Origin of the sequence: Daejeonella sp. JGW-45 (genome assembly GCF_029360805.1) — a bacterium.
Taxonomy (GTDB): domain Bacteria; phylum Bacteroidota; class Bacteroidia; order Sphingobacteriales; family Sphingobacteriaceae; genus Daejeonella.
The window spans coordinates 203669-226892 of the sequence record NZ_JARKNC010000002.1 but is presented as its reverse complement, the minus strand read 5'-3'; the positions used below and the strand labels follow the sequence as shown (position 1 = coordinate 226892).

Sequence of the window (23224 nt, the reverse complement as noted above, 5' to 3'; positions counted from 1 at the left end):
ATCTAAAAGAGTATTTTCCTCTGTCAATTATTTAAAAACGCTCCGGTCGACCGAATATCTGCCCGGCCCGGTGAAGAATATCGTCAGAAATACGCCGAGGTAAAGCAGTGACATCTCTTTGGTAGCGAAATCATCGGCGCTGTGAACGATCAGGCACGCAACCGCCATGTTAATGATCAGCGGGATCGTGGCTAAGCGAGTGAGGAAACCCAGTATGACCAGGATAGCGCAGATAAATTCCGCAAAAGCCGAAAGATGGAGTGATGTAGCCTGGCCAATGCCAAGCGGATCGCCGAACTGCATGTCGCTGGCTATTACTTTTTGAAATTTAGGATACCCGTGGGATAACAGGGCAGCCCCCGAAACTACGCGAAGGATTAATAATCCAAAGTCAGATGCAATTGCATTCGCTGAAAGGAAGGTTGATTTTATGGACATAGTTTATTCATTTGGTTTACTCTAAGTTAATGAAATTTCTATTATTGTTCCGCGATGAAATCGGGATCTCGTAAAGGCACGAGGCGACAGCCTCTGTTGCGTGGCGGGAATTTACATCTGCAAATGAAAATACAATATGCTGGATTAATTTGTTTTACTTCAAATTGCCTGAAGATGCGAGCTACGCCGGATCTTCACGAGACCCCCGATTAAATCGGGGGACATCAAAAAAAATCAATTATCTTCATCCTTAACGAATTTTCCTGCACCATGAAACGCGTCCTCTATATTTTCAGTATCCTGATCCTTCTCCTGGCCGTCAGCTGGATGCCGCCTGCCGGCGATATTTATCTTAGCTGGCAAACCTTTGCCGGAACGAACGAGGGGAACCGTTATTCTTCCGGTGACCAGATAAACCGGGAGAACGTTTCTTCCATGAAGGTTGAATGGGTTTACGATACCGGCGATAAAACAAACAAAACTACCATTCCCACTACGCCGTTGATGATAGACGGCACGCTCTATGGCGTATCTCCGCAGCTCAGGCTGTTCGCGGTTGATGCTGCAACCGGACGTCAGAAATGGGTGTTCAGCCCGCCCGATTCAACGGCGAGAGGCTCGGTAAGAGGCTTGTCCTACTGGCAGGATAAAAGAGGTACGGTAAAAAGGATATTTTACTCGACCGGCCCATACCTCTATGCCGTTAATGCGGTCGACGGGAAGATCATCAGCAGCTTTGGTAAGGGGGGCTTTATCGACCTGCGTGAGAACCTTGACCTTGATTACCCAAATGCTAATGTCGCGGGTAACGCTGCTCCGGCAATCTATAAGGATCTCCTGATCACATCTATGCGGGTTTCTGAAGGCAGCGACGCCCTGCCGGGCCATATCCGCGCCTTCGACGTTCTGACCGGTAAACGGAGGTGGATATTTCATACTATTCCTCAACCCGGCGAGCCTGGCCATGAAACCTGGGAGGATAAGGACGCCTGGAAAAGAGTGGGAGGAGCTAATAATTGGGCAGGCATGGCATTGGATGAAAAAAGAGGTATAGTGTATGTCCCGACAGGATCGGCCACGCCGGATTTCTATGGTGCAAATCGCAAAGGCTCCAACCTGTACGCCAATAGCCTGATCGCACTGGATGCCGCTACAGGGAAATATCTTTGGCATTTTCAGGTGGTGCATCATGACCTGTGGGACCGCGACCTGCCCGCAAATCCCAATTTAATAAGCATCCGCAAGGATGGCAGGAACATTGATGCGGTGGCCCAGATCACCAAGCACGGGTACATTTTTATGTTCGACCGGGTCACAGGCAAACCTGTTTTTCCGATTAATGAGGTGCCAGTACCGGCCTCCGATCTTCCCGGTGAAGAGGCATGGCCTACGCAACCCATACCAACACTGCCTGTACCATTCGCCAGGCAGCGGTTCACCGCGGAGGATATCAGCGACAGGAGCCCGGAAATTAAAGCCCAGCTGCTGGCTGAGTTCTCGAAATATAAGAGCGGACGGGAATTTATACCGCCGAGCTTCCAGGGCGCCATTACCTTTCCCGGCTTCGACGGAGGAGGCCAGTGGGGCGGGGCCGCTGTCGATCCTGTTACCAAGATCATGTACATCAGTGCGAGCGAGCTTCCCTGGTGGACGCAAATGGTGCCGAATCCTGCACTGAATAAGGTCGGCGGGAAGACTTTCAAGGAAGTGGGCAGGAGCGTTTACGCTAAATACTGTATTACCTGCCACGGCCCGGATCTTAAAGGCGATTTCTCGGCGATCCCCTCGCTTGTCGATCTCAATAAAAGGTATAATGAGCAGCAGCTCCGCCAATTGCTCGATAACGGTAGAAATATGATGCCTTCGTTCCGGCAGATCGTCGAGGGCGAAAAGCTGCCGCTGATGACGTTCCTGCTCGACCTGGAAGATAAGGAGGCACTGCCTGCGAGGGCTGGCGACGTGCCAAGCCGTGAGCGCGATATTTCACCGCTGTATTCTATGAACGGCTATCACCGTTTTTATGATAAAGACGGCTTCCCTGGAATTAAACCTCCATGGGGTACGCTCAATGCCGTGAACCTCGTCACGGGCAAACTTTTATGGAAGGTACCGCTTGGTGAATTTGAGGAGCTTAAAAAGCAGGGGCTGCCGCACTCAGGAACAGAAATATATGGCGGCCCGGTGGTCACCAAAGGAGGCCTGGTATTTGTCGCTGCCACCCAGGACGAGAAGATCCGGGCATTCGACAAGACCACCGGCAGGATGCTCTGGGAAGGAAAATTGCCGGCGGCCGGCTTTGCAACACCCGCCGTATATTCCATAAACGGTAAGCAATACGTAGTGATAGCCGCGGGCGGTGGTAAGCTTGGGATGAGATCGGGGGCAAGCTATGTTGCATTTGCGGTTAAGTAAAAGCCAGGCCGCGGGCTGTCCCGAACAAACAATTTGCCACCAATTTGCTTAAAAGGATATGGCCGGTCTATCTTCACATACTCAGCAGATCCTGGACAAGGTAAGCTATTTTGCCGACCAGGCCCATGGAGAGCAAACGCGGAAGTACACCCCCGACCGATATATAGTTCATCCCATCCGGGTGATGAAAATGCTCAGCGAATACACGGGGGATATCAGCATGCTGGCCGCAGCTTTGCTCCATGATGTACTTGAAGATACTCCTGTAAGCAGTACTGACATCAGAGCCTTTCTGCAAGATCTCTTACCTCCCCCTGAAGTGCGAAAAACGATCAAACTGGTTGAAGAACTTACCGATGTTTACGTTAAATCCGCCTTTCCCCATCTCAACCGCCGCCAGCGGAAAGACCTTGAAGTGGAGCGCATTGCAAAAACCAGCGGCGACTCCCAATCCATTAAATACGCCGATATAATCGACAACTGCACGGAGATCGTCAGGCACGACCGCGGATTTGCCGGCAGGTTCTTGTCCGAATGCCGCGAGATCCTGCGAAAGGCACCGCATGGCGATCAGAGGCTTTATGAACGTGCGGTAATGACCCTGGATGCGGCGATGAGGGAGTTGAGGTGATTTCATGGTTATCCATTAAGCCCCTGTGCCTTATTCGTTAACTTCATGTTACATCGTTTCTCATTTCCGCACGATAACTTGGAAATATTAATATAGACATAAAACAGGCTTAATCTCAGGTGCATAACAGGAAAATAGCTTAGCAGAAAATTTAGAAAAGCTATGAATATTTTTACCCACCTGACTAAGCGTGCAGGCCTGGCAGTTATGCTGCTGCTTGTGAGCTGTTTAAGCGCACTTGCGCAATCCCGTACACTCTCCGGCAGGGTTGCAGACAAGCTAGGGGAGCCGCTTCCCGGAGCTTCTGTTTCTATCAAAGGGACACAGATAGTCGCAAAGACCGGCATCAACGGAGATTATAAACTGTTAATTCCGCCAACCATCGGCAGGCAGGCGCTGATCGTCTTTAGTTTCATCGGCTTCCTTAATACCGAGCTGCCATATAATGGCAATACAGAGATGAACGTTACGCTTCGTGAAGATAATAAGATGCTGAACGAGGTAGTTGTTACCGCACTTGGCATTAAGCGAGAGGAGAAATCTCTCGGTTACGCTGCCCAGAGCGTAGGCGAAAATGCGATCAAGGATGCGCGGACGAATAACTGGGTGAACTCTCTTTCAGGGAAGGTCGCCGGGTTAACCATCCAGGGAACAGGCTCCGGGCCAATGGGTTCTTCAAGGATCACTTTGAGGGGCGAATCTTCCCTCAACCTGGATAATAATCAGGCCCTGATCGTGCTAGACGGCGTTCCGGTAAGCAGCCGCATAACCGGAACCGGATTTTCAGCGCATCTTTCCCAGGATAGCCCGGTAGATTTCGGATCGGCGCTTTCTGATATCAACCCCGATGATATTGAAAAAGTAACCGTCCTCAAAGGTGCCGGGGCAACAGCGCTTTATGGCAGCCGTGCTGCGGGAGGAGCTATCATTATTACGACGAAGAGTGGTCAAAGCAAAGATAACGGCCTAGGCATTACCTTCAATTCCAACATTAGCATCGACCAGGTTAACCGCTGGCCGGACTATCAGTTTGATTACGGAGAAGGCCGTACTATGGCTTACTTTTCTTATCTGGATAGTCCGGACGGCCCTAATACAGCAACAGGCGTTGCGGCAGGCCGGGCATGGGGGCCAAAGTTCAACGGCCAGTCCTACTTTCAGTATAACCCGGATGTTCCGGGCAACAGGCCAACCGAGCGCACGCCATGGGTGGCCGATAAGAACTATATATCTGATTTCTTCCAGACAGGGCTTACCAGCTCCAACGGTATCTCCATTGACGGAAATACCGGGAAGGGGTCGGCGCGATTATCGCTCACTCAGTTTAAGAATAAGTGGATATTGCCGAACACAGGCTATGAGCGTATGAATGCGGCCCTGTCGGTGAACCAGCAGATCTCAGACAGGCTGAAGATCAACGGTAAAGTAAACTATACCAATAAGAAAAGCAATAACCTGCCCGCAGCCGGTTATAATAACCAGTCAATCATGTATTTCCTGATGATAGGCACTACGCCGAACATCCGTGCCGACTGGTTTAAGCCTTATTGGGAACCGGGGCTGGAGGGTGTTAAGCAGAAGAACTCGTTCAATACCGGCCCGGATAATCCTTACCTGGACCTGTATGAAATGCTTAACAAGATCAATAAGCACGGTGCAATCGGGAACCTTTCAGCCACCTACCAGTTCAATAATAAACTGGAACTTATGCTTCGCTCCGGACTGGATATGTCAAATGAATTCCGCTCCCAGCAGCGTCCGTTCAGCATGACCAAGTATCCGCGTGGTATGTACCGCGAACAGAATGTGTTTAGCTACGAGCTGAACACTGACGCTTTGCTTACTTACAAGGATGTTATCAGCAGCAATATCAGCTATTCAGTTTCAGGCGGTGCGAATGCTATGCAGCAGACCTATGATTTCGCAGGAATGAATGCCGACCAGTTATCGCAGCCCGGCATTTATCAGATATCCAATAGTCTTGACCAGGCAGTTGCAGATCCGCAGAAAACCAGGAAGGCAATTAACAGTCTCTACGGCCTGGCCCAGTTATCATACAAGGAAAGCATCTTCTTTGATATAACCGGGCGTAACGACTGGTCGAGCACCCTGCCTTACGGTAATAATTCCTTTTTCTACCCTTCAGTGAGCAGCAGCTTCCTCCTGGATGAACTGTTTACCCTGCCGTCCATGTTCTCCTTTGCCAAATTCAGGCTATCCTGGGCGCAGGTGGGAAATGATACGCGTCCGTATCAGACCGACAAATACTACGACCGCATATATGGCAACAGCTTCACTAACCCTTCAACGCTCTTTAATGCCAGCCTCAAACCTGAGATCACCTCGAGCGTTGAGACCGGCTTAGACCTGAGGATGTTCCGGAACCGTCTTTCCCTTGATCTATCCTATTACAACAATAATAGCCGTAACCAGATCCTGGCCATCCCGCTCGACCCGGTTTCCGGCTTTTCAAGCGCATTGGTCAATGCCGGTCTTATTAATAGCAGGGGGGTAGAAGTGGCCCTGACCGGCAAGCCCTTTGCAAAGAACAAATTCAGCTGGAGCACTACGCTAACCTGGAGCAGGAATAGAAGCTACGTCAGGGAACTTGCCGAGGGCATCACCAACCAGGTGATCTATAGCCACGGCAGCAACGTCAGTATCGAAGCACGTGTTGGCGGGAGGATGGGCGATATGTATGGTAAGGGCTTCCAGCGCTCACCGGATGGTCAGATAGTCTATTCTTCTGTTGGTTTGCCTGCTACACTAGACCCTGTAACCAGGAAATGGGGTAATGCCTTTGCAGACTGGAAAGCCGGCCTCATGAACGAGTTCACCATAGGCAGTGTGAGGATCAATATCCTGCTCGACGGCCAGAAGGGAGGACATACCTACTCGCAGACAAATCATAAGAACAATACGCTTGGAAAAACTAAGGTGACATTACCGGGGCGTGATGAGGGTATCATCGGCCAGGGCGTAGTTTATAACGCCGCGACCAATACGTATTCGCCGAACACCGTACGGGTGCAGGCCTCTTCGTACTATGATAATTACTACGGGATCAGCAACGTGGAGACAAACCTTTTCGATGCGTCCTTTTTGAAGCTGCGCGAAGCAAGGGTAGAATTTAAGCTTCCGCTGAAATGGGTAAGCAAGATCGGAGTGAAGAACGCAAATCTGGCCCTTTATGGCCGCGACCTGTTCAATATTACCAAATTCCCGGGCTTCGATCCTGAGGGTGGTAACCTCAACAACGGAACCCTTACCCCGGGCGTCGAGTTGGCCCAGTTCCCGTCAACGCGCGTCATAGGCACGAACCTTACTTTAAAATTCTAAAACCTCAACATACACAACATGAGAAAAATATATATTCTTTTAGTCGCCGCCTGCTTGCTGCAGCTTGCCTGTACTAAGGATTTCGCTGAATTAAATACCGATCCCAACCGGCCTAAGGAGATCACTCCCGGCGTTATGCTGGGGCAGCTGCAGTATGGTATTGTAAATGCCAGCATGACTTCCGCGCGTAACTTTACACATCAGCTTATGCAGATGGATGCACCCCGCTCAAGCAGTGGCGGCGGCGGCTTGCACCGCTACCAGGTAAACCCGGGAGCGGGTGTATGGAGTAACTTTTATACGTATATGACCGATGTCGAGGATATCTATAAAACCGCCGACCGGCTGAAGGAGAATAACTATAAAGCCATAGCCCTGGTTTACAAAAGCTGGGCCTACTCCATCCTTACCGACCTGTATGGCGATGTTCCGTATTCTGATGCGACCAAGGCAGCCGAAGGAGGGTTCATTGTAAAATTTGATAAGCAAAAGGATGTCTACACCGGCATCCTGGCCGACCTGGAACAGGCCAACAACCTGTTTAATACCTCTGCGGCGCTCACTTACGGCGGGGACATGGTTTATAATGCCAATACAGTTTCAGGCGGTACAAATGCCGGTATAGTTAAATGGAAGAAGTTTACCAATTCCTTAAGACTGAGGCTGCTGCTCAGGTTATCTAAACGGGATGGTGAGATCAACGTCAGCCAGCAGATAGCTGCTATCCTGGCCGATCCGGTAAAATTCCCGGTGTTTACATCTAATGCCGACGAAGCAATCTTCAGGTACCCGGGCACTTTCCCTTACTATAATCCTTACTACAACCAGCGCCAGCTGGAATGGAAAGATGGTACTTACGTCAGCAAGTTCTTTATAAATAAGATGAATGCCGATAACGATCCCCGCCGTGCGCTGTGGTTCACGCCAGTAATGGAGAACGGGCAAAGTGTTTACCGCGGTATAGAAAGTGGCTACCCTGTTTCCCTGGAATATGCGGTAGGGCAGAACACCAGCTATAACGATGTGATGAAAACCCTGCCTCAGCTTGGAATAATGATGACTTATTCTGAACTTGAATCCATTAAAGCCGAGCTGGCTTTGCGTGGGATGAACACCGGTAAAACACCAAAGCAGCATTATGAATCTGCTATCGCTGCTTCCATGACGCAGTGGGGAGTTAATATGCCGGCAAACTACCTGTCGCAGGCAGGTGTGGCCTATAATAGTGCGGCAAGTGCTGAGCAGCAGCTTGAGAAGATCATGGAACAGAAATATTATGCATATTTCTTCGTGGATTACCAGGCCTGGTTCGAAAAGAGAAGAACAGGTTACCCCGTGCTGCCACGTGGTTCAGGCATCCCGGCAGAGAACCAGTTTCCTAACCGCGTGCCTTACCCGGGTTACCTGCAGTCGATGAATGCGGATAACCTTGCTGCCGCTATCGCTTCTATGGGCGGCGACAATAGTGATATCAAGGTTTGGTGGGCTAAATAATTAACTTAAAAAATAATATATGAAATCGAGATACTATTTCCTCCTGATCCTGGTCTGCGCCACCCTGTCTTCGCAGGCGCAGCAAACAGCCGGCGAGCTCAGAACGCTGATCGTGTTCTTCGACGGCCTCAGGCCTGATTACATCACTGAAGGCAATATGCCCAACCTCTTTGCTTTCAAAAATAAGGCAGCCTATGGCAGGCAGCACCATAGCGTATTCCCGACTGTTACCCGTGTAAACGCCTCATCGTATTCAACCGGAAGCTACCCGGGCACACATGGCCTGATGGGCAACAGCGTTTATTTTCCGCAGGTAAATAAAGCCAAAGCACTTAATACAGGAAATGCCCTTGAGGTGGATGAGATCGCAAAGGCAACCGGCGATAAGGTGCTTACCGCAGCTTCTCTTGCAGAACTGCTGCAGCAGGCCGGCTCAAGCATGATGGTATTCAGCTCCGGCACAACCGGACAGGCGCTGATGCAGAATCATAAGATCAGCGGCGGGGCCGTGGTTAATCCCGATCTGATAAGGCCTGAATCGTTTAAGGATAGAGTGCTGTCTGAGATCGGCACTGTTCAGTCTGCCGGCAATAAGCATATATGGGTAGCCAACGCACTGATGAAGTACGGATTGCGGCTGGATGGCCCTAAGGTAAGCGCCATCTGGTTCGGCGATCCTGACGGTACCGCTCACCGCGATGGCATAGGTACTGCAACAGCAATGGCAGCGATAAAGACTGTCGACGAGCAATTCGGAAGGATCCTGGCAGATATCGAGGCTAAGGGCCTGGCAAACAACTTCAATATCCTCATTTCATCCGATCATGGATTCGTTACGGATATAGGAAAAGAGGGCCTGGGCGAATTCCTTATCAGCCAGGGCCTGAAAAAGGACCAGGCTTCTGATGATGTAGTACTTGCCGGCGGAGCCATTTACGTGAAAGACAGTAACCGCGAGCTGATCAGTAAGATCGTCCTGGCATTACAGCAGCAGGAATGGGTAGGAGGGATCTTTACTCCCGCCAGGAAAGCCGGAGATACTAAAGGCTGGGTTCCCGGTACGCTTTCTTTCGACGCGATCCACTGGGATCATCCGGAAAGGTCCTCTGATATTTTAGTGGACGTGAACTGGAATGATGCAAAGAACGATAAAGGTTACGCAGGGTCAAGCTTCGCCAGGGGTGTGGCAGGTCACGGAGGCTTCAGTCCTTATGAGGTCAGGATTCCCCTGATCGCCTACGGTCCGGGCTTTAAGAAAGGTTATGAAAGCGACCTGCCGACATCCAATGTCGACCTGGTGCCGACCATCCTCCACCTTCATAAGATCGCTATACCGGAACAAATGGATGGCAGGGTCATGCATGAACTTCTTACGAAGAAATCTCCTGCATCGGCGCCAACCAGTTCGAAAGTACGGCTGGTAGAAACGAGTACAAAAACACCGCGGGGCAAGTACACATTGATTCTCGAGCAATCCGTTCTCGGCAGATATATTTATTTGAATAGTGCGAAGGTGGTGAGGGATTAATAGAGGACGGGCCTGTTGAAATGAAAATCCCCGCTTGTATGGCGGGGATTTTTTTATTTAAGAGGATTAAGATCAATCTGCCGCTCCGGTTCTTCCCCAACTTGATCGGGGATCTGGTGATGGCACGCGGCCAAAGCCGCAGGTGCGACCGGGACATTCCGTTTTGCAAAACTCGGTTGAAATTAAATTCCAGTTGTGCCGGTGTTTAAGAAGGGTCAGCTACATCTGAATGCCCGGCAGGGGCATATGCTGCGGGTGCTTATGAGGAGATCCCCGATCAAGTCGGGGAAGAGTCCCGCGTCACCGTCCATTCCCCATTCCCCATTATCCATTACCCATTCCCCATTCCCATTCCATTCCCCATTCTCAATGCCCTCTCACCACTTCATCCAGATGGCCCGATAACTTCATAATACTTCCGGCAACGATATGGATCTGGTCTTGTGCCTCTTTCCAGTTCCTTTGCTCGATAGCTTCACGCACACCCGGGATAGTCTTTACACCATAGCCAGTATAAAAGCCGGGAGCATATAAGGTATGCTTATACCATCCGCGGCGTGGGAGGCCTGTCTCGTTCAGCAGCATTTGCTCTGCCTGGTAAAGTTTCCTGTTCAGTTCCGACCTGTCAGCCCCTGCAGGCAGCTTAGTTATAGCATCAGAAAGCCTGGAAGCAGATAACTCTAAAGAACGCAGTGCATTATGAAGCGGGGAGAAGTCAATAAAAGGTACTTCAGCCTTAGCCACCGGCAGCTTCGAAAACAATGTTGGGTCGGCTGCAAGCCGGTAATTATTTCCCTTGATGATTTCATTTTGAAGAAGTGTCGATTCCCGCATTTGATCTGTCAGGCCTGCCAGCTCGGTCACGTAACCTGAGGCAGTCTTATGAAGGTTCTTAAATTCGAAAGGCAGGATATCAGCGTCCGCCATCCGCAGTACCGCGCGTCCGATAGTTTGCGCGAGGGTAACCCCATAGCTGAATCCCGGATCGCCAAAACGACTGTAATGGTCATATGAATCATAAATAGAATGATAGGAACCGCCTCCGTCTTCACCACCGTACCCAATGTTCAGGGAGGGGATACCGGCATGCTGAAGGAAGGCAGAATAGTCAGACCCCGAGCCCAATGCTCCGATAGTCATTGTCTTCCTGGCCAGGTTCTCCCTCTTTACTTTATCAGAACCTGCAGTAGCCACCTGGCGGGCTTTTAAGCGTTCGTAGACGTTCACATTGGTCTGCGGGTCCTTAACATCCTTCGCTATCTCATCTATAAAATTCTCCAACCCATGCGAACCGCCGGCACTCAGGAAGCCGCGCCCGCTGCCGTCCGTATTGATGTATACAACCGCCTTTTGCTTCAGCTCCTCCTTGTGATGCTCCACCCATTCCGTAGAGCCAAGCAGACCTGGTTCTTCGGCATCCCATGCTGCAAATACTAAGGTACGTTTTGGCCTGTAGCCATTTTTTACCAACTCACCGATGGCTTTTGCCTCTTCCATCATCGAAGCAACCCCGCTAACGGGGTCGTTGGCGCCGTTCACCCAGGCATCGTGGTGGTTACCCCTTACGATCCACTGGTCCGGATACGCCGAGCCTTTGATCTTGGCAATTACATTGTATGCAGGCACCAGTTTCCAGTCCGACTCAATATTAAGACGCACCTTTGCCTTGCCGGGCCCGATATGATAGGTAATCGGCAAAGCGCCGCGCCAGGCTTCCGGCGCCACCGGGCCCTCCAGCGCCTGTAAAAGCGGCTGCGCATCATGATAACTGATCGGGATAACCGGTATCTTTAAGAGGTTAGGCGCATCCATCCGGTCGAGCCGGCTGGCATTTTCCGTAGCCCCGGTCCCCGGTGTAAGAGGATCGCCGGGGTAAATAACCATATCCAGCACAGAACCCCTCTGCACACCGAATTCATTCTTAAATGCTCCCTTCGGGTAAACATCTCCCTGGAAATAACCGTCTTCCTTCGGATCTGAATAAATGATACAGCCTATTGCACCATGCTCCTGGGCGATCTTCGGCTTGATACCGCGCCACGACCGGCCGTAACGTGCGATAACGATCTTACCCTTAACATCTATGCCCAGCGATTCGAGGGTTTCATAGTCCTCCGGCAGACCAAAATTTACAAACACCAGTTCACCGCTGACATCTCCGTCGGCACTCCAGATATTCGAAGTAGGAAGCTGTCCCTGCTGACCAGAGGTGCCGTCTTCTTTCAGCGCGGGCTCTTTGAGCAAGGCTTTGAACTTTTGAGGGCTCACCATTTCCAGCGACCTCACCTTTGGAAAGGGGAAGAGCACCTGGTAGGTCTCAATATTGGCATCCCAGCCATAGCTTTTAAACTTTGCCAGGATATTCTCAGCTACTTCCTTACTTCCGGGCGAACCTACGAAATGCGGCTTAGCCGAAAGCTCCTTAATCGTGTTTCCGATGCTCTGGGCGCTGAGAAACGCGTCAAATTGGGTTTCAGTCTGTTTCCGGGCAGGGTCCTGAGCATATGAGCTTAGTGCACCAAGGATGAGGGGGATTAAGAGAAGGGTGTTTTTCTTCATTTTTATTACTGGATATTTCTTACCAAACACGGTTACTGGTTACCGATTACCGATCACTGCTTACTCACATCTCACATCAAGGTGGACTCCACACTGATTTCCGTATTCAGTAATTTACTGATCGGGCAATTTGCTTCGGCATCCTTGACAGCAGCGTCAAACTGCTCCTGTGAAATTCCAGGGATCTTTGCAGTCAGCGTTAAATGCGAGCTGGTGATAGCCCCGTTCTCGAGCGTAATATCACATTTGGTGCTCAGCTCCTCGGCGGTAAAACCGGCAGCATCAATGTTAAAGGAGAGCTTCATCGTAAAGCATCCCGCATGCGCCGCAGCGATCAGCTCTTCCGGGTTTGTGCCTGTGCCTTCCTCAAAACGTGATTTATATGAATATTGGGTATTGCTAAGAATTCCGCTTTGGGAACTTAGGTTTCCTTTTCCTTCTTTTCCGGATCCTTGCCAGATCGCTGTTGCGTTACGTTTCATAGTTTAAAATATTAGGTTAATAAATTTAATGAGCAAGATAGCGAAAAGATAAGTTTACAAACTTATTCTTCCGGCACATTTTTCAGCTGCATCAATAAAGAGTAGGCGCCCTCCGTTACGATCTTCCGGTTAGTCAGGTCGGTGTTCACGGCAATAAAGCCGCTTTCGGTTTCTCCCGTTTCCACTTCGGTCATCTCATAGATCATATTTCCCCGTTCGGTAAATACGTATTGCTTCCCTTCAAAGCTTACTACGCTGTTTTCGGGCAGGGTAGCTTTCTGCTGACTGGTGATGGCGATCTCGGCGTTCATGTACATGCCCGGCAGCAGGGTCTTATCATACGCTTCAAAATGGCAGTGCACCTCCGCGCTCCGGTCGGGCGCAAGGTCGCGCGTGATCAGGAAGATCTCCGTTTCATACTTCTTTCCCGGCGCGTTGTTTGAAAAAGCAAGCGCCTTCTGGCCGATCGACAGCTTGTCGAGGTCTTTCTCAAACACGGTCAGGTTAAGATGGATATCCTTCGGATTTATCAGCTCGATCAAAACGTCCGAAGGGTTTACATAGCTGCCGATATTGCCGTTAACCTTGCTTACAAAACCCGTGATAGGAGAGCGCACCACGATCTGCCGGGTAATGGTCTTTTCATTCAGCCGGGCCGGGTTAATTCCGATCAGCCGCAGCTTCTCGCCCAGGGCGCCCGCCGATATGCGCAGTCCCCTGTACTCAGCATCTGCCATCTGCAAAGCCTTATCGCTTCCCGCCTTCGCGGAGTTCAGTTCTTTCTGCCGTTTTTGCTCTTGCTCGGCGTACGACATTTTCGCAACCGTAACCAGGTAATCCTGCTGAAGCTGAATGTACTGGGGGTCTTCCATTACCGCCAGGATGTCGCCTTTGTTGACATGGGTTCCCGGAAGCATTTTAGTAGATCTCAGGTATCCGCCCAGCGGAATGCTGATCGAGATCATATTCTGCGGCGGCACATCGATCTGGCCGTTCAGTTTCAGTATGGTCGATATTTGCCGGGATTGGACAGCGCCGGTTTTAATTCCCGCATTTTTAAACTGGGCTTCGTTCAGCTGCACCACCGTAGTTTCACTTGCTGCGGCTTCGGTTTTGGCCTCTGTATTCTTGGTCCCGCATGAGCTGCCCAGGATGATCAGCGCAGCGGCAAAGGGAAGGTATATGGATCTTAAAGAAGAAGGTCTCATGTTATTTTGAATTAGATTGTAGGTATTCAAGTTCTATACTATGCTGGTTCAGCTCATTGATGGCATCCAGGTAATTGCTTTCGATGGTAAGGGCCTGCTGGTTCAGCAGCGTCCATTCCAGGTAATTGATCTCGCCCTTGCTTAACTGCAGGCGCAGGGTAGTGCGGATCACCTGGGCATCTTTCAGCGCATCGTTCTCAAAATAGTTCACATCAGCAAGGCTGCGCTCATAGCGTGCCTTCGCTTCCTGGTACTGCTGTCCGATCAACTGCTTCTCACGCTCAAACGCAATGCGGCTCGCCTGCTCGTTAACCTTGGATGCTGAAATCCGGGCTTTCTGCGCCCTGGTAAAGACCGGGATAGCTATACCGGCTTCCACCGAGCTGAAGCGGTCGCCGGGGTGCAGGTCCAGCCCGTTGCGCAGGCTCAGGTTATTATAGCCCAGCGACAGGTCGGGCAGGAGTCGTGCTCTTTCCAGGCCGGTATTGGCGCGCTGTACCTGTTCCTGCTGTGCAGCGAGCTGCAGCACCGGGTGATCTGCCGCAAAGGGCGCCTGCGGGTTAGGGCCGCCTGCAATTTTCAGCGGACCGGTTTCGGGCAGGTATGCCTGGCCGGAGTTCAGCAGCATCCGGAAGCGCACGCTCAGCAATTCCTTGTCCTGCGCAACCTGGTTCAGCTGCAGCCGGATCGCTCCCTTCTGGTTAGAGGCGCTGGCGCTTTCCAGGATATTAGTCTCACCGCTTTTAAGTCTTACCTGCGTTACCCGCAGGAATTCCGCATACATGCTGTCCGTCCGTTTCAGCAGCTGCTCTTTCTCGGTGAGATACCTGAACAAGTAATACACTTGCGACACGTGCCGCCGTACCTCGGCTTCACGCAAGCCGGTTTTAAGAACGCTGCTCCGCCATTCATGCTCATAAAGCTCCCTCTGCCTTTTGTAGACGGTTGGGAAGCTGGAGCTCTGCACCAGGCTGAAACGGCTGTCGTTATAGGGTCCGTTGAATTTGCCATATTCCGCGTTAAGCTGGGTTTTAGGTAAGTCGTGCGCCGTCGCAATAAGCTCCTGCCGGTAACCGGCGCCCAGTTTTTCCTGTCTTACCTGCAGGTTGTTCTTTAAGGCTGTATCAATGGCAGCCTGAAGACTTAATGTTTCCTGCGCCTGGGTGTATGACGACGATAACAGCAGTATAGCCAGTATTCCTGCCGCCAGTGATTTCTTTTTCATCTTAAATCCTTTTTCAAACTGTATGTATAATACCGGCAGCACGAACAAGGTCAGGAAGGTGGCAATCAGCAAACCACCGATCACCACCGTGGCCAGCGGCCGCTGCACCTCGCCGCCGGCACCGGTACTCAGCGCCATAGGCAGGAAGCCCAGTGAAGCAACGGAGGCAGTCATCAGTACTGGTCTTAACCGCGTAATAGTACCCTGGATCACAACCTGCCGGATATCCAGCCCGCCCTTAGCCTTGAGCCGGTTAAATTCTGCGACCAGCACGATGCCGTTCAGTACGGCAATCCCGAACAGCGCGATAAAGCCAACGCCGGCGCTGATGCTGAAAGGCATACCCCGCAGTGCCAGGAAAAATATACCACCAATCGCGGAAAGCGGTATGGCTGAGTAGATCAGCAGGCCATGCCGGATGGAGTTGAACGCAAAGTATAAGAGCAGGAATATCAGGGCCAGGGAAACAGGAACAGCTATCATCAGCCGGTCTTTTGCCGCGTTCAGGTTCTCAAAGGCCCCGCCATAGGTTACGGTATATCCCGGCGGCAGTTTGATCGCAGCATCCACCTTGCCCTGTAACTCATCGACGATACTCGCCACGTCGCGGTCCTGCACGTTGAAGCCAACGAGGATCCTGCGCCTGGCATCTTCCCGCTGGATCTGGTTCGGGCTGTCCTTCAGGCTTACGTCTGCCAGCTGGTACAGCGGGATCTGGGAGCCGTTCGGCACCGGGATCAGCAGGTTCTGCACGTCTTTCAGATCCCTGCGGTTCTCGCTCTCCAGGCGTACAACCAGGTCGAAGCGCTTTTCACCTTCAAATACCAGCCCGGCCGACTGCCCGGCAAAGGCTGCATTAACGATCTGGTTGATCCCGGCTACGCTCAGGCCGTATTGGGCAAGGGCGGGCCGGTTATAGTCGATCACGATCTGCGGCAGCCCGCTCACCGTTTCCACGTAGAGCTCCGTGGCGCCCTCAACCTGGCTCACAATAGTGCCGAGCTTTTTGGCGTAATGCGAGAGGGTATCCAGGTCTTCACCGAAGATCTTTAAGACCACATCCTGTCTTGCGCCGGTCATCAGTTCGTTGAAGCGCATCTGCACCGGGAACTGGAAGCTCGTAGTAACTCCCGGAACCTCCTGCGCGGCTTTCGTCATCTTCTCAGAAAGCTCATCAAACGACTCAGCCGAAGTCCATTCGCTCTTGTCCTTGAGCGTAATGATCATATCGCCCATGTCCATCGGCAGGGGCTCGGTAGGCACCTCGCTGCTGCCGATCTTGGTGATTACCTTTTCTATTTCAGGGAAACGCGACTTCAGGATATGCACCACCTTCTGGGTGCTTTCAATAGTGGTATTCAGGTTACTCCCCGCCAGCACGCGCGTTTCAACGGCATAATCGCCTTCCTCGATGGAAGGGATAAACTCGCCGCCCATCTGCGATAGGATGATCATCGCAATAGCAAACAAGGAAACCGCTCCGCCGATCACCACCCTTGGGAAGGCCAGCACGCGCTGAATGGCGTTTTTATAAGCCGATTCAATATTCAGCATAATGCGGTCCGACAGGTTCAGCTTTTCTTTCTGCCTGCGGCTCAAAAACAGCGTGCTCATCATCGGGATATAGGTCAGCGACAAAATAAAAGCACCCAGCAGCGCGAAGGCAACCGTTTGTGCCATAGGCTTGAACATCTTGCCTTCAATACCCTCGAGGGTCAGGATAGGAAGGTAAACGATCAGGATAATGATCTGCCCGAATACGGCGCTGTTCATCATTTTAGAGGAAGCGCTCTTCACCTCCTGGTTCATATCAGCAGTGCTGAGCTTCGCACCGTTAAACTTATTCGAGTGTGACAGCTGGTGCATCACCGCCTCTACGATGATCACCGCCCCGTCTACGATAAGGCCGAAATCGAGTGCTCCCAGGCTCATCAGGTTACCGCTGACGCCGAAGATGTTCATCATGATCACGGCAAAGAGCATGGACAGCGGGATGACCGAGGCCACCAGAAGCCCTGCCCGCAGGTTTCCCAGGAAAATGACAAGTACGAACACCACGATCAGCGCGCCCTCCATCAGGTTGGTCTTCACCGTGTCTATAGCATTGTTCACCATTTTTGTGCGATCGAGGAAGGCCTCTATGATCACCCCTTCGGGCAATGATTTCTGGATCACCGCGATGCGCTCCTTGATATCATCGATCACCACGTTGCTGTTGCCGCCCTTAAGCATCATCACGATAGCGCCCGAAACCTCGCCCTCGTCATTGTAAGTCAGCGCACCATAACGGGTGGCATGCCCCATCCTGACATCCGCCACATTCCTGATCAGGAGGGGAGCTGTGCTTCCGGCTCTTGGGATGGCAATATTGCCGATGTCCTCCGTATCATTCAGGAGGCCTTCGCTGCGGATGTAAAGCACCCCGGCGTTACGTTCAATATAGGAGCCGCCGGTATTCTGGTTATTGCTTTCGAGCGCTTTGAATACATCGTTGATGGTAAGGCCGTACGACTGTAATTTATTGGGATTGATGGCCACCTCGTACTGTTTAAGCTTGCCGCCGAAGCTGCTCACCTCGGCCACACCCTTTACGCCGAGCAGCTGCCGCCGGATGATCCAGTCCTGGATAGTCCGCAGTTCAGTGATCGAATACTTGTGCTCATAGCCTTTCTTGGGCCGCACCACATACTGATAGATCTCGCCGAGGCCGGTAGAGATGGGCCCCATTTCCGGGGTGCCTATCCCGTCGGGGATCTGCGCCTGCACCAGCTGAAGGCGCTCGGCAACCTGCTGCCGCGCCCAGTAAATGTCGACATCGTCGTTAAACACAATGGTGACGAGCGAGAGCCCGAAGCGGCTGTAACTGCGGATCTCTTTAAGTCCGGAGATATTGCTGTTAGCCTGTTCTACCGGGAAGGTTACCAGTCGCTCAATATCCGTGGCGCCATAGGAGGGGGCAATGGTAATAACCTGCACCTGGTTATTGGTAATGTCAGGAACGGCATCTATAGGCAGACGGGTCAGCTCAAAGACGCCGTATATGACCAGGGCTATGGTGAATAGCCCGATTAAAAGTTTATTTTTTATGGAAAATCCAATGATCTTATTTAACATAATTCATTTCATCGTAACATGTGCGGAATAGCTGAGGGGCGCGGCAAGGAAATGCGCGAAACACAGCGATACATGCAGTCATCCGGTTTTTCCTCAAGTTCTTAGCTCAGGAAGCGGGTACTGCGTGGAATTTACGAGATGATGAATTTAGGCGGCTGCCAGATGCGTGACAGGTAAGCGGAAGGGATATCAGGTTCTTTATAGGTACTTCCGGCAATAACCGAAGCCTGGGAGAAAGGGGTGAGGTGCAATTTCGTCAGCACCATCGGGAACCCGGCATTGCTGCCCTGGCTATGCGAATTATCGTGTGATTTAAAAGGAAGCTGGCTGTCGCGGTCATTGTCCTGGTCATTTCCGTCATCATCCTGGTAATGCTGGTAAATAAATGCGGCGAACGTGATCGAATTATTGTCAGCACGGTGCTCAATAAAATGCAGCAAAAGTACAGGCGCCTTGAGGAGCTCACCCATGCAGGTGCTTGCACAGAGATAGATGAACAGAAAAGAAAAGATCACCGGTTTCCTCAAGAGAGATGCTTTTCGCAAAGATTAATATTTTTAAAGGGATGTGCAAGAGGGAGGTGGTTTTTCCCGGCTTGTACCGGAGGCACGACATATTAATTCCCGCTCGTGCCGCGGGAGGGCACAAACTTTTTTTCGCTGTTGTTTATTGTTTTAAAGGTGATCAAGCTTGTGGGTCAAATCCCGCCTCGTGCCGGCGGAAGGGCACATACTTTTCCCTTCAGCTGGAAAAGTATGCAAAAGAGCCGCGCCTTCCTGATATTTCTTGTAAATCCACATTTTAGCCTGTTGGTACAATCCGAGCCGTGTGAATGGCTTTGCAGAGGTGAGCGTTTGTACGACACTTCTCCGGATCCGATAGCTATCGGATGCTTAACCGCAGTGGAAGATGTGAGTGTTTGTGCAAAGGCTAAAACGCGTCTTTCTGGCGAAATCTCAGGAGGGCGTGTTCTGCTACTTGCAGTGACAGAAGAAATGATTAATGTTTGTTACCCAGCGTACACAACGCCGCATGCAGATATAGTAAGACCTCGCCTAGCTTCGCCCGGTACGTTTCCACGCAGGCCGCAGGCCTGCCTCATCTACACCAGCCAGGCAGTATGGTACGCTTCTAAGGCCCCAGCACCAAATCCCCGTTCACTTTTCCTTCCGCATCGGCTGGTGCGGGCTCCACAGATCAAGCCTCACCACTAACTTCCATAGCGCCAGACGCAGCGGTGGGGTTTTGGTCCTTTTGACCTAAAGCAAAAGGACTAGGCCTTCCCGCGGCTATGAGCGGGAACAATTAAATTACCATTACCAAATTCAAAACAGAAAGAATATCTTGCTAAATAATTAAGCCGGACGAGCTCCGACGCAAAAAAACCTAAACCTACAATGATGAACAGAGACGAATTTCTGAAAAAGAGCTTTCTTTTAGGACTGACAGCAACCTTTGCCAACTCAACCATGGCTTCGGCCCTGATGGGCGGTGCCGCGGCAGAGAAAACCTTTAACCTGGATTACGCCCCTCACGCGGGCATGTTCGAAAACCATGCCGGGAAAGATTTTATCGACCAGATCAAATTTATGCACGACCAGGGTTTCCGCAGTATCGAGGATAATGGTATGATGAAGCGCAGTGCCGAAGAGCAAAGCCGGATCGGGGATACCCTGGCAAAGCTGGGTATGACCATGGGGGTGTTCGTGGTCGATAAGGGCGGCAACGGCGCAAACAGCCTCGCTGCCGGCAAAGCCGAATATGTCGAAATCTTCTTAAAGGGCTGCCGCGAAGCCGTTAATGTAGCCAAGCGCGTTAATGCAAAATGGGTAACCGTAGTGCCCGGCGATTTTGAAAGGAGCCTGCCTATAGGTATCCAGACGGGCCATGTGATCGAGGCCCTGCGCCGTGGTGCCGACATCCTCGCTCCGCATAACATCACCATGGTGCTCGAACCCCTGAGCGATACTCCGAACCTGTTCCTCCGCCATGCCGACCAGACCCACCTGATCTGTAAGGCCGTGAACAGCCCCGCCTGCAAACTTCTGTATGATATATACCACATGCAGCGCAACGAGGGCAACCTTATTCCCACCATTGACAAATGCTGGGATGAAATAGCCTATTTCCAGATCGGCGACACCCCCGGCAGAAAAGAACCTACAACCGGCGAGATCAATTACAAGAACGTCCTGAAGCATATCCACAGCAAAGGCTATAAAGGTGTGATGGGAATGGAGCACGGGAATGCGTTCAAAGGAAAGGAAGGGGAGGTGTCTTTGATAAAGGCTTATAGGGAGGTTGATAGTTTTATTTAGGTTTATTTTCCGCCTCGTCATCGTACCTACCGTCTGCTCGTTTCCACAGCGGGCCGTAAGACCAGCCCCATCTACACCAGCTAGACGTTAGGTGCGTTTCTAAGGCCCAAGCACAGCATCTCCGTTCACCTTTTTTCTTCGCATCGGCTGGTGCGGTTAGCACAGTCCAGACCTCAGTACTGACTTCCGAAGCAGCAGGCGCAGCGATGGGGTTTTTGCTTACTTTTTGACCTATAGCAAAAAGTAAGTGCCCTCTGCCGGCACGAGGCGGAAAATAATGCCCTCACATGCACGTGAGGGGGAGTAAACTTATTTAACCACTCCCTTTAACCAATTTTCCAACCTCCCCATCCACAAATCCCCCGAAGTCGGATTCACCATCCCAAACCCATGCCCTCCCTTTGGATACAGGTGCATTTCTGCAGGGATATTATTCGACGTTAAGGCTTCATAAAGCTTGATGCTGTTTCCTACTTTAACCGATTTATCGTCCTGGGCATGTACCAGGAAGGTTGGCGGGGTTTGGGCATTCACCTGCAGCTCGGCGGAGTAGGCCGCTTTCTTCTCGGCAGAAGGCGTTGCTCCCAGCAGCTTCGTGCGCGATCCCGTATGGCCCAGGCTATCCGAGAAGCTGATCACCGGGTAGATCAGTATCATAAAGTCGGGACGCAGGTTAACATTGCCCAGGTCCTTCCTCACCGGCTTGCTGAAATGCGTTCCTGCCGTCGATGCCAGGTGCCCCCCGGCCGAAAATCCCATAATGCCTACCTTATTTACATCAATATTCCATTCAGCGGCGCGTTTTCTCACTACGTGTATGGCTTCCTGGGCATCCTGCAGCGGACCGGTTTCTTTAGCGGTCATAATCCTGTCGCCCGGCAAACGGTATTTCAGCACGATCGCTGCCACGCCCATCTTATTCAGCGCGGCTGCCACGTCATAGCCCTCATGAGAAATAGCCAGCAGGGAATACCCGCCGCCCGGGCAAATGACCACTGCCGCACCCGTCGCTTTCTCTTTGGCCGGCAGAAATACCGTCAGCGTAGGAACCGATACATCCCGTACACGGATCTTGCCGTCGGCTTTCGTGGTGTCCGACTTTTCTATATTATCAGCATCAATAGAATTAGGGATCTTTCCTTCATAAAGCGGTACGACAGTTTGAGCAGATGCGGCTGAAAGGATCATTAGCGGGAATATTAGGATTAGGAGGGACTTGAGCATGTTTTGTTTGTAAGTTAGAGTTTGCAAGTTAGAGTTTGTAAGTTATAAGTTATAAGTGAAAAGTCGAATAGTGTTCAACTAACCTTCTGTTGCAGGCTCAACCAGCTATGCAAAACTGTCACTCGTTATGAACGGAAAGCAACGCCTGGGTATTGACTTTCTAAAGCTGATCCAGAAAGATATGGGTGCTGATAACGTCCATACCGCACTATATTCCATTCAGCTGTTGAAATAGGGAAGATCTGCCAACTAACACCCAATAACTTTTTTTATATCTTTACGGGTACCGGTTTTAATCGATGAATTTTTTTAATACATACCGTCCCTGCAATGAATTGGGAGATATTGTCGAGCTTTATTGGCATTCAAAGTGTTATTTGGAGCAACCTTTGGTTCAAGAAATGTACACACCTACTTTACAGGCTATGACCTTTAATCTCGGTGGTCAATCTGAAGATATTTTATCTGAAGAAATGTCTTTGCGGATGGACAAGGATTGCTACCTGATCGGACAACCGCTTTCCAAACGGGTTTCGGTAAGCAGTTCGTTTGGAATTGATATTTTGGGCGTAAAGTTTACAACCTTGGGTTTATACAGGCTTACAGGTATAGATATGAAGCATATCTCCGACAAGATTATCAGCGCCAACGATGTGTGGAATTACGAGATCGATCTGCTGCATGAGGAAATTCTCGACAGACAAAATATATTTGAACGCATAAAGGCGATAGAAAATTTTCTCAGAAAAAAGAAAGCACAGCAGCGTTTTGACGAAAAGACTTATTTGCTCCATCATAGCATCCAAAAAATGGAGTCGGATAAAATTTACGATATTCATAAACTTCGCCAAGGTGTATTTACCACAAAGAAGACCTACGAACGGTATTTTTTGAACTACATAGGTGTTACACCCAAACAATACGCTAACATTTGCCGTTTCAACAACGTCTTTAAGTATCTGAAAACAGTATCGGAATTACCAGATTGGCACGACATCGTAGTAAAGTTCGGCTATTACGATCAAAGTCATTTTATCCGGGAGTTTAAAAGATATTCTGGAAAGACCCCCTCGGAATTCTACTTGCAACAAAGTCCCGTTATCGCTCCTGAGCCAATAGTTGCTCTTCAACAGATTTTTGGTTAGAATCAGCCCCTTTCTTTAATTTTCATCTTAAGTCGGATTGTCTCTTTTATACAATGGGCAGAAAACCTTTTGCTCTAATTTGCACCCGATTTAAATTTCTAAAGATG

Annotated in this window: 15 protein-coding genes; 8 read left to right on the top strand and 7 right to left on the bottom strand. The window is 50.7% G+C overall.

All coding sequences use genetic code 11. The annotated features are described in order from the left end of the window. Positions 1–27: 27 nt before the first annotated feature. Positions 28–438, bottom strand: a complete 411-nt coding sequence (locus P2W76_RS04205) for a DoxX family protein (protein ID WP_276346272.1) — start codon at positions 436–438, stop codon at positions 28–30. A gap of 270 nt (positions 439–708) precedes the next feature. On the opposite strand from P2W76_RS04205, the gene P2W76_RS04200 reads away from it, so the two are divergent. The 5 genes from P2W76_RS04200 (at position 709) to P2W76_RS04180 (ending at position 9842) form a co-directional block, all read left to right on the top strand. After that, positions 709–2850 carry a PQQ-binding-like beta-propeller repeat protein gene (locus tag P2W76_RS04200; RefSeq protein WP_276346271.1) on the top strand — a complete coding sequence of 714 codons (2142 nt, stop codon included), beginning with the start codon at positions 709–711 and terminating at the stop codon, positions 2848–2850. A 58-nt stretch (positions 2851–2908) separates the two neighbouring features. Next, positions 2909–3481, top strand: coding sequence for an HD domain-containing protein (locus tag P2W76_RS04195; protein WP_276346270.1), 573 nt, complete (start codon positions 2909–2911; stop codon positions 3479–3481). Between the two features lie 162 nt (positions 3482–3643). Beyond that, positions 3644–6820 carry a SusC/RagA family TonB-linked outer membrane protein gene (locus P2W76_RS04190; RefSeq protein WP_276346269.1) on the top strand — a complete coding sequence of 1059 codons (3177 nt, stop codon included), beginning with the start codon at positions 3644–3646 and terminating at the stop codon, positions 6818–6820. An 18-nt stretch (positions 6821–6838) separates the two neighbouring features. Continuing rightward, a complete protein-coding gene (locus P2W76_RS04185) occupies positions 6839–8314 on the top strand; it encodes a SusD/RagB family nutrient-binding outer membrane lipoprotein (RefSeq protein WP_276346268.1) in 1476 nt (491 codons plus the stop codon). Between the two features lie 19 nt (positions 8315–8333). After that, the gene (locus tag P2W76_RS04180) at positions 8334–9842 is read left to right on the top strand and encodes an alkaline phosphatase family protein (RefSeq protein WP_276346267.1); all 1509 of its coding nucleotides are present in this window, start codon (positions 8334–8336) and stop codon (positions 9840–9842) included. Positions 9843–10208: 366 nt separating this feature from the next. Here P2W76_RS04180 and P2W76_RS04175 read toward each other — a convergent pair whose 3' ends face one another. From P2W76_RS04175 to P2W76_RS04155, 5 genes are all read right to left on the bottom strand, one after another. Then, the gene (locus P2W76_RS04175; RefSeq protein ID WP_276346266.1) at positions 10209–12401 is read right to left on the bottom strand and encodes a M28 family metallopeptidase; all 2193 of its coding nucleotides are present in this window, start codon (positions 12399–12401) and stop codon (positions 10209–10211) included. 71 nt (positions 12402–12472) lie between these two features. Beyond that, entirely contained in the window at positions 12473–12883 is a 411-nt protein-coding gene (locus tag P2W76_RS04170) for an OsmC family protein (protein WP_276346265.1), read from the bottom strand. 62 nt (positions 12884–12945) lie between these two features. Beyond that, positions 12946–14091, bottom strand: coding sequence for an efflux RND transporter periplasmic adaptor subunit (locus P2W76_RS04165; RefSeq protein ID WP_276346264.1), 1146 nt, complete (start codon positions 14089–14091; stop codon positions 12946–12948). 1 nt (position 14092) lies between these two features. Continuing rightward, on the bottom strand, positions 14093–18430 hold the full coding sequence (locus tag P2W76_RS04160) for a CusA/CzcA family heavy metal efflux RND transporter (RefSeq protein WP_276346263.1): 4338 nt from the start codon (positions 18428–18430) through the stop codon (positions 14093–14095). Between the two features lie 131 nt (positions 18431–18561). Then, complete coding sequence (locus P2W76_RS04155) at positions 18562–18900, bottom strand: hypothetical protein (protein ID WP_276346262.1); 339 nt, start codon at positions 18898–18900, stop codon at positions 18562–18564. Between the two features lie 285 nt (positions 18901–19185). Between P2W76_RS04155 and P2W76_RS04150 the strand changes: the two genes are divergently transcribed. Together P2W76_RS04150 and P2W76_RS04145 are read left to right on the top strand one after the other, a co-directional pair. After that, positions 19186–19644: a hypothetical protein gene (locus tag P2W76_RS04150; protein WP_276346261.1), complete on the top strand. Its 459-nt coding sequence runs from the start codon at positions 19186–19188 to the stop codon at positions 19642–19644. A 183-nt stretch (positions 19645–19827) separates the two neighbouring features. Further along, on the top strand, positions 19828–20748 hold the full coding sequence (locus P2W76_RS04145; RefSeq protein WP_346429821.1) for a TIM barrel protein: 921 nt from the start codon (positions 19828–19830) through the stop codon (positions 20746–20748). Positions 20749–21057: 309 nt separating this feature from the next. Here P2W76_RS04145 and P2W76_RS04140 read toward each other — a convergent pair whose 3' ends face one another. After that, positions 21058–21936, bottom strand: coding sequence for an alpha/beta hydrolase (locus P2W76_RS04140; RefSeq protein WP_276346260.1), 879 nt, complete (start codon positions 21934–21936; stop codon positions 21058–21060). 335 nt (positions 21937–22271) lie between these two features. Between P2W76_RS04140 and P2W76_RS04135 the strand changes: the two genes are divergently transcribed. After that, positions 22272–23117: a helix-turn-helix domain-containing protein gene (locus tag P2W76_RS04135; protein ID WP_346429820.1), complete on the top strand. Its 846-nt coding sequence runs from the start codon at positions 22272–22274 to the stop codon at positions 23115–23117. Positions 23118–23224 lie beyond the last annotated feature (107 nt).

Excerpts from the sequence above, each read along its gene's own strand:
- P2W76_RS04205 (WP_276346272.1), bottom strand. The coding sequence starts at position 438 with ATGTCCATAAAATCAACCTTCCTTTCAGCGAATGCAATTGCATCTGAC.
- P2W76_RS04200 (WP_276346271.1), top strand. The coding sequence starts at position 709 with ATGAAACGCGTCCTCTATATTTTCAGTATCCTGATCCTTCTCCTGGCC.
- P2W76_RS04195 (WP_276346270.1), top strand. The coding sequence starts at position 2,909 with ATGGCCGGTCTATCTTCACATACTCAGCAGATCCTGGACAAGGTAAGC.
- P2W76_RS04190 (WP_276346269.1), top strand. The coding sequence starts at position 3,644 with ATGAATATTTTTACCCACCTGACTAAGCGTGCAGGCCTGGCAGTTATG.
- P2W76_RS04185 (WP_276346268.1), top strand. The coding sequence starts at position 6,839 with ATGAGAAAAATATATATTCTTTTAGTCGCCGCCTGCTTGCTGCAGCTT.
- P2W76_RS04180 (WP_276346267.1), top strand. The coding sequence starts at position 8,334 with ATGAAATCGAGATACTATTTCCTCCTGATCCTGGTCTGCGCCACCCTG.
- P2W76_RS04175 (WP_276346266.1), bottom strand. The coding sequence starts at position 12,401 with ATGAAGAAAAACACCCTTCTCTTAATCCCCCTCATCCTTGGTGCACTA.
- P2W76_RS04170 (WP_276346265.1), bottom strand. The coding sequence starts at position 12,883 with ATGAAACGTAACGCAACAGCGATCTGGCAAGGATCCGGAAAAGAAGGA.
- P2W76_RS04165 (WP_276346264.1), bottom strand. The coding sequence starts at position 14,091 with ATGAGACCTTCTTCTTTAAGATCCATATACCTTCCCTTTGCCGCTGCG.
- P2W76_RS04160 (WP_276346263.1), bottom strand. The coding sequence starts at position 18,430 with ATGTTAAATAAGATCATTGGATTTTCCATAAAAAATAAACTTTTAATC.
- P2W76_RS04155 (WP_276346262.1), bottom strand. The coding sequence starts at position 18,900 with ATGGGTGAGCTCCTCAAGGCGCCTGTACTTTTGCTGCATTTTATTGAG.
- P2W76_RS04150 (WP_276346261.1), top strand. The coding sequence starts at position 19,186 with ATGCAAAAGAGCCGCGCCTTCCTGATATTTCTTGTAAATCCACATTTT.
- P2W76_RS04145 (WP_346429821.1), top strand. The coding sequence starts at position 19,828 with ATGATGAACAGAGACGAATTTCTGAAAAAGAGCTTTCTTTTAGGACTG.
- P2W76_RS04140 (WP_276346260.1), bottom strand. The coding sequence starts at position 21,936 with ATGATCCTTTCAGCCGCATCTGCTCAAACTGTCGTACCGCTTTATGAA.
- P2W76_RS04135 (WP_346429820.1), top strand. The coding sequence starts at position 22,272 with ATGAATTTTTTTAATACATACCGTCCCTGCAATGAATTGGGAGATATT.